A 6,154-nucleotide genomic window follows, 5' to 3' on the forward strand; every position below is an offset into this window, starting at 1 on the left:
CAAGCTGCACCGTGCGTTCGCCCAGCGGAATGCGTGCCGTCCCTTCGATGAAAAGGTTGACCCAGATGGCCTCGGCGCTGGTGCTGTACACGCAGCCCGGCAGACCCGCCACGGTGCGGGCCACGTTGGGCGGGCAGCAGGCCACGTCGTACCAGGCCTGTCGGTGGTGCGTGCCGTCGTCTTCAAGCGGGTTGACGTAGAAGTAGTGCCTGCCGTCCAGCCCCCAGCCGGGCAGCATGCCGTTGTACAAGGTCCACTCCAGCAGGTCGGCGTGGCGCGCATCGCCGGTCGCGGCCAGCATGCGGTGGTTCCACATCATGCTGCCGATGGCTGCGCAGGTCTCGGTGTAGGCGCGGGCATTCGGCAGCTCGAAATCCTTGCCCAGCGCCTCGCCCTCGTAGCGCGCGCCCATGCCGCCGGAGATGTACATGCGCCGGCGAGTCAGCTGGGTCCACAGCGAGCCGAGCCGGTCGAGCAGCGCCGCGTCCTCGCGCTCCAGCGCCAGATCGGTGATGCCGCAGGCCATGTAGAGCGCGCGCACCGCGTGGCCGCACAGACACGTCATGGCACGGATCGGCACGTCGTCCTGGAAGTAGTCCAGCCCCATGCGGCCACCGTGCAGCAGGCCGTGCCCGCGCGCATGGATGAAGAACTCGGCCTGCTTCAGGTAGCGCGGCTCGCCGGTCTCGCGCGCCAGCTCGATCAGCGCCATCTCGATCTCTTCGTGGCCGTCCACCATCACCCGCTTGCCCTCGCCGGCCGGGCCGAACACCTCGCACAGCAGGTCGGCGAAGCGCCGCGCCACGGTCAGCAGCCGCGTGCTGCCGGTGACGCGGTGATGCGCCACTGCTGCCTGGATCAAGTGGCCGCCGCAGTACATCTCGTGCAGGTCGCGCAGGTCGCTCCAGCGCTCGTGCTGGCGCTCCAGGCTGAACCAGGTGTTGATGTAGCCGTCGTCGCCCTGTGCCGCCTCGATCAGCGCGATGGCCGCATCGATACGCTCCTGCAATACCGGTACCGGCCCGGCGGCCTGCGCCCACGACGCGGCCTCGATCCACTTGTAGACGTCGGAGTCGTTGAAGAAGATGCCGGCATACGGCCCGTCGTACCGCCCGGTCACGCGCCGGAAGTTGTTCAGCCGGCCGGTGCTCTCCAGCAAGTCGTACTGTGTGGGCAGCGTGACCTCCACGTTGCGCTGCAGGCGCGGCCCCCAGAAGCGGCCCGCCAGCGTGACGGCGGCCACCGCCACCGGCCGCAGCACGGCGCCGCGGCTGCGGCTGAAATCGACGACGAATGTCATGAAGCGTTCCCGGTGGACTCGGTGGAGATCGATGGCATCAGGCCTTGACCGCACCCGCGATCAGGCCCTGGATGTAGTAGCGCTGCAGCAGCAGGAACAGCGCCGCGCACGGCACGATGGAGAGCACGATGCCGGCCTGCATCAAGCCCCAGTTGACGGAGCCGAGCTGGCCGCTCTGCGCGTTGATCAGCATCACCGGCAGCGTGAAGGCGCGCGAATCGGAGATCAGGATCAGCGCGGCCAGCAGCTCGTTCCAGGAGCCGAAGAAGGCGAACAACGCGACCGTCGCGAGGCCKGGCCCGACCAGCGGCAGCATCACCCGCAGCAGCAGGTCGAGCGGCGAGCAGCCGTCGAGCACCGCGGCCTCTTCGATGTCCCTCGGCACCGCATCGAACGCATTGCGCATCATGAAGACGGCGAACGGCAGCTGGAAGGTGGTGTAGACCAGCGCCAGGCCGAGTTGCGTGTCCTGCAGGTGCAGCAGCCGCAGCAGCACGAACAGCGGGTTGAGGATGGACTGGAACGGGATCATCAAGGTCGCCAGGATCAGCATGAACAAGGCATGCCGCCCGGGGAACGTGAAGCGCGAGAAGCCGTAGCCGCCCAGCGTCGCGAGCACCAGCGTGAACAGCACCGTCATCGAGGCCACGCCGGCGCTGTTGCCGAGGTAGCGGCCGATGCCCTGGCCGTAGTTCGCCAGGTTGCGGTAGTTCTCGAGCGAGAAGCGGCTGGGCCAGTACAGCGGCGGCGACGCCGAGGCTTCGGCCGCGGTCTCGAACGAAGTCAGCAGCGACCACAGGATCGGGAACAGGAACATCAGCATCAGCACGCTGCACAGCCCGTAGTACGCGGCCTGCAGGCCGAGCCGGCGCCAGTGGTGGTGGCCGGGCGTGTCGATCACGGCGTGCGGGCGCATCGAGAGCGGCGCGAGTTCGATCATCGCTCGTCCCTCAGCAGGTACAGCTGCACGGCGGAGAGCACCAGCAGCATCAGCAGCAGCACCACCGACATCGCCGCGCCGTAGCCCAGCTTGAAGTAGGTGAACGAGGCGCGGTAGATCCAGTGCACGACGGTGATCGTGCTGTTGAACGGCCCGCCGCGCGTCATCACGAAGAACTGCTCGAAGGCCAGGAAGGACCCGATGAAGGACATGGTCAGCGCGAGCGCGAAGGTGCGCCGCATCAGCGGGATGGTGATGTGGCGCACCTGGGCCCACCAGCGCGCGCCGTCGAGGCTGGCCGCCTCGTACAGGTCGACCGGGATCGCCTGCATGCCCACCAGCAGGATCACCATCGTGAAGCCGGCCGCCTTCCACAGCACCATCACCACGATGGAGGCCAGCGCGCTGTAGGTGTCGCCGAGCCACTGCACCGGCTCGTCGATCCAGCCAAGATCCATCAGCACGGCGCTGAAGATGCCGACCTGGTCATTGAACAGCCAGGTCCACAGCAGGCTGGCCGTGGTCATGCCGATCACCACCGGCAGGAAATAGGCGGTGCGGAAGATCCCGACGAAGCGCACGCCACGGTGTACCAGCAGCGCCAGTGCAAACGCGAACAGGAAGATCGCCGGCGTGACGACCAGCGTGTACTTCACCGTGAAGAGCACGCTGCCCCAGAAGGACGCATCGTGGAACAGGTCCAGGTAGTTCTTCAGGCCGGTGAAGCTCGGGTGGCCGAGCAGGGGCCAGTTGTTCAGCGACATCCATGCCGTCATCAGCAGCGGGACGATGAAGAACAGCGTCGTCACCGCCAGGCACGGCAGGATGAAGAGCAGGCCGGCGCGCCCGCGGGGAACCCTGAGGCCGAGGAGTGCCAGCATCCTCAGGGCGCGGCCAGGACTTGCCGGAACCTGGCCTGCGCGTCCTTGATGGCCACGTCGACGCCCTTGCCGAACACCGCCTCCTGGATCATCGCGAGCCACGGGCCGTTGGGGTCGTTGATCAGCTGGTTGAAGTGCACCGAGTACGGCGTGCGCCCGGACTGCATCGCGACCGACGCCATCGCGAAGCGGCTGTCCTGCCGGCTGTAGGCGTTGTCGGCCAGGTCGGCACGCACCGGAATGCTGCCGTTCTTCGCGAACTGTTCGACCTGCACTTCCTCGGACAGGCACCAGGTGATGAAGTCCCAGGCCTCCTTCTTGTGCCGGGAGCCGACCGGGATGGCGATGGAGTCTCCGCCGGCGAAGCTGGCACTGCCGCCCTTCTCGCCGGGCAGCGGCGCCACGCCGAAGTCGATCTCGGGGTGGTCCTTCTTCAGCAGGCCGATCGCGAAGGCGCCCGTCCCCTGCATGCCGATCTTGCCGGAGAAGAACGGGCTGATGAAGTTGCTGCCGTTGTCGGTCTTGACGCCGCCGGGCATCACGCCGTCCTTCCAGAGGCGGCGGTACATCGCGAGCGTGTTGCGCAGCGCGGGGTTGTCGAGCGCATCGCTCTTGCCGTCAGCCGAGAACACGTCGCCGCCCGAGGCCCAGACGTAGGGCGTCATCGTGAAGATGTTGCAGCCACCGCACGCGCCGGAGAAGTAGAAGCCTTTGACACCGCCACCCAGCGCGGCGATCTTGCGGGCGTAGGCCTCGAGTTCGGCCAGCGTGGTCGGCGGCTTCTCGGGGTCCAGGCCGGCGCGCTTGAACAGCGCCTTGTTGTAGAGCAGGAAGGAGCTTTCCGCGCTGAACGGCACGGCGTACTGCTTGCCGCCGTACATGGCCAGGCGGACGTGCGAGGGCGACAGGCTCTTCGCGAACGGCAGGCCGCGCGCCTCGGCGCCGATGTCGCTCAGCTGCCCGGCCTGCGCGAAGGCGGGCACGAAGATCAGGTCGATTGCGACCACGTCGGGTGCCGCGCCGCCCGCCACGGCGGTGCCGAACTTGGTGACGAAGTCATCGCTCGGGATGACGGTCAGCGCCACCTTGTTGGCCTGCTTGGCATTCCAGGTCTTGACCAGCGGCTCCACGAAGCCGGCGTCTGCGGCACGGATCCAGAAGCTGATCTCCTGGCCGGCTTGGGCGTGGACGCCGCCTGCCAGCAGCACAGCCGCCAGGCCACCGGCGAGCTGTCTCGCCCAGTTGGGACTACGCATGGGTTTGTCTCCTGCTTGTTGGTGTTGGTGCGCGGTGAAAGCCATGTTGACAGCAACGAATGCGGCCAACAAGATGACAAAGCCCGAGCAAAACGGGACAAATCCGACTTCCTTCGAATGCAGGACAGCAGCCTCTCGTTTGCGCTCTCGATGGCCTTGCAGGCAACCAACGGCGGGCTTTTCATGTCGCGTGGCGTGGGCGAGCACCCGCGCCGCGTGATCGATTCGTTCGAGCTGCTGTACGTCAAGCGCGGCATGCTGGGCATCGAGGAGGCGGGGCGCGAATTCCGGGTCGGCGCCGAAGAGACGCTGCTGCTGTGGCCCGGCAAGGAGCACGGCGGTACCCTGCCCTACCCGCCCGACCTGCAGGTCTTCTGGGCGCACTTCGTACTGCCCGCCAAGCCGGCGCGGCAGGCCGCGCAGATGCTCGACGTGCCGCAGCACGCGATGGTGGCGCGCCCCGAGCAGATGACCAGCCTGTTCCGGCGCTTCCTGAACGAGCAGGAGCTGCTGGGCGAGCGCCAGGTTCCGATGAGCCTGATGCTGATGCTGATGCTGTGGGAGGTGACGAACTCGCGCGCCGTCGGGACCATCGGCAGCGTGCAGGACAGCTCGGCGGCCGTGCTGGCGGCGCGGGCCGAGGCGCTGATCTGCACCGGCTTCCACGGACCGATGAGCACCTCGACGATTGCCGCGGCGCTGGGCTGCAACGCCGACTACCTGGGGCGGGTGTTCCGCACCATCTACCGCTGCACGCTGACCGAGGCCATCCACCTGCGGCGGCTGCGCCAGGCGACGGCCCTGCTGGCCGAAGGCAAGACCTCGATCGATGCCATCGCCGCGCGCTGCGGCTTCGACGACGCCGGCTATTTCCGGCGGCTGTTCAAGCGATCGACCGGCATGACGCCGCAGGCGTACCGGYGGCTGCACCTGCGGGTGCATGTGAATACGGGGTGACGTGACGCGGCCAGGCCCTGACCGACAAGGACGCGCGGCAGGGGATTGGCGAGGCCCGGAAGATGGGCCAGYACTCGACCGAAGCGCAGACGGCGGACTACTTGCGGCACAAAGTCGCGCGCAAGACCGGGCTACGCGTTAGAAGAATGTGCCGGCGTTAGAAATTTGAACTGCGGAACCGACCGCAAACCCGCGCCAATACTGGCCTGCCCGGAGGGACTCGAACCCCCGACCTGCTGCTTAGAAGGCAGCTGCTCTATCCAGTTGAGCTACGGGCAGCGAGGGGACAGGCTGAAGGCCTGCAGATGGGAAAGAGTTGATGGTCGGGGTGAGATGATTCGAACATCCGACCCACTGGTCCCAAACCAGTTGCGCTACCAGGCTGCGCTACACCCCGAACGGCCGCATTGTAACCAGCACCGGCCGGTTGCCGGCCGTGGAGTGCGCTGGAACAAAGCGCACTGTGGCATCAACGCACCGACACCATCTGCGAGCGCAGTGCCGCCGGCACGTCCTCGATCAGCATGATGGCGATGCTGCCGTCCTTGGCCGTGTTGTTGTGCGCGGACTTGGCCGTGGCCAGGGTGCCCGCCACGGCTTCCGGCGACAGCGTGTACATGTTGCCGCTCAGCGGGTCGACGATGAACCAGCCGATCAGGCCGCCGAACACCAGGTTGCCGGCGATGTACCAGCCGTTGGCCGACGCGGTGACCGGGATGACCTGCGTCTGGAAGCCCGGCTTGGTGATGGTGACGGTGAAGTTCTTCTTGCCCCAGTACTTGCCGGTGCTCTTCAGCAGCGTGACCGAGGTGGGCGTGGC

At 67.1% G+C, this 6,154-nt stretch carries 6 protein-coding genes and 2 tRNA genes; 1 reads left to right on the forward strand and 7 read right to left on the reverse strand.

Annotated elements, in window-relative coordinates; all coding sequences use genetic code 11:
• The 4 genes from AC1D01_RS16955 to AC1D01_RS16970 form a co-directional block, all read right to left on the reverse strand.
• Nucleotides 1-1,300, reverse strand: a 1,300-nt coding sequence (locus AC1D01_RS16955; protein WP_477868244.1) for a glycoside hydrolase family 127 protein, incomplete at its 3' end; no start/stop codon positions are given.
• A 37-nt stretch (nucleotides 1,301-1,337) separates the two neighbouring features.
• Nucleotides 1,338-2,240 carry a carbohydrate ABC transporter permease gene (locus tag AC1D01_RS16960; protein ID WP_477868246.1) on the reverse strand — a complete coding sequence of 301 codons (903 nt, stop codon included), beginning with the start codon at nucleotides 2,238-2,240 and terminating at the stop codon, nucleotides 1,338-1,340.
• Nucleotides 2,237-3,121, reverse strand: coding sequence for a carbohydrate ABC transporter permease (locus tag AC1D01_RS16965; protein WP_457330327.1), 885 nt, complete (start codon nucleotides 3,119-3,121; stop codon nucleotides 2,237-2,239). The genes AC1D01_RS16960 and AC1D01_RS16965 overlap by 4 nt, the downstream gene beginning before the upstream one ends.
• 2 nt (nucleotides 3,122-3,123) lie before the next feature.
• The gene (locus AC1D01_RS16970) at nucleotides 3,124-4,377 is read right to left on the reverse strand and encodes an ABC transporter substrate-binding protein (RefSeq protein WP_477868249.1); all 1,254 of its coding nucleotides are present in this window, start codon (nucleotides 4,375-4,377) and stop codon (nucleotides 3,124-3,126) included.
• Between the two features lie 183 nt (nucleotides 4,378-4,560).
• On the opposite strand from AC1D01_RS16970, the gene AC1D01_RS16975 reads away from it, so the two are divergent.
• On the forward strand, nucleotides 4,561-5,334 hold the full coding sequence (locus AC1D01_RS16975) for a helix-turn-helix transcriptional regulator (RefSeq protein WP_477868251.1): 774 nt from the start codon (nucleotides 4,561-4,563) through the stop codon (nucleotides 5,332-5,334).
• Between the two features lie 202 nt (nucleotides 5,335-5,536).
• Here the strand turns inward: AC1D01_RS16975 and AC1D01_RS16980 are convergent.
• The 3 genes from AC1D01_RS16980 to AC1D01_RS16990 form a co-directional block, all read right to left on the reverse strand.
• Nucleotides 5,537-5,613, reverse strand: a tRNA-Arg gene (locus tag AC1D01_RS16980).
• Nucleotides 5,614-5,654: 41 nt separating this feature from the next.
• Nucleotides 5,655-5,731, reverse strand: a tRNA-Pro gene (locus AC1D01_RS16985).
• A 72-nt stretch (nucleotides 5,732-5,803) separates the two neighbouring features.
• A partial coding sequence (locus AC1D01_RS16990) for a hypothetical protein (protein ID WP_477868253.1) occupies nucleotides 5,804-6,154 on the reverse strand: 351 nt, incomplete at its 5' end.

The organism is Rhizobacter sp. P3_B12 (genome assembly GCF_056402895.1).

Coding starts and splice junctions, on each gene's coding strand:
- AC1D01_RS16965 (WP_457330327.1), bottom strand. CDS start 3,121: ATGCTGGCACTCCTCGGCCTCAGGGTTCCCCGCGGGCGCGCCGGCCTG.
- AC1D01_RS16970 (WP_477868249.1), bottom strand. CDS start 4,377: ATGCGTAGTCCCAACTGGGCGAGACAGCTCGCCGGTGGCCTGGCGGCT.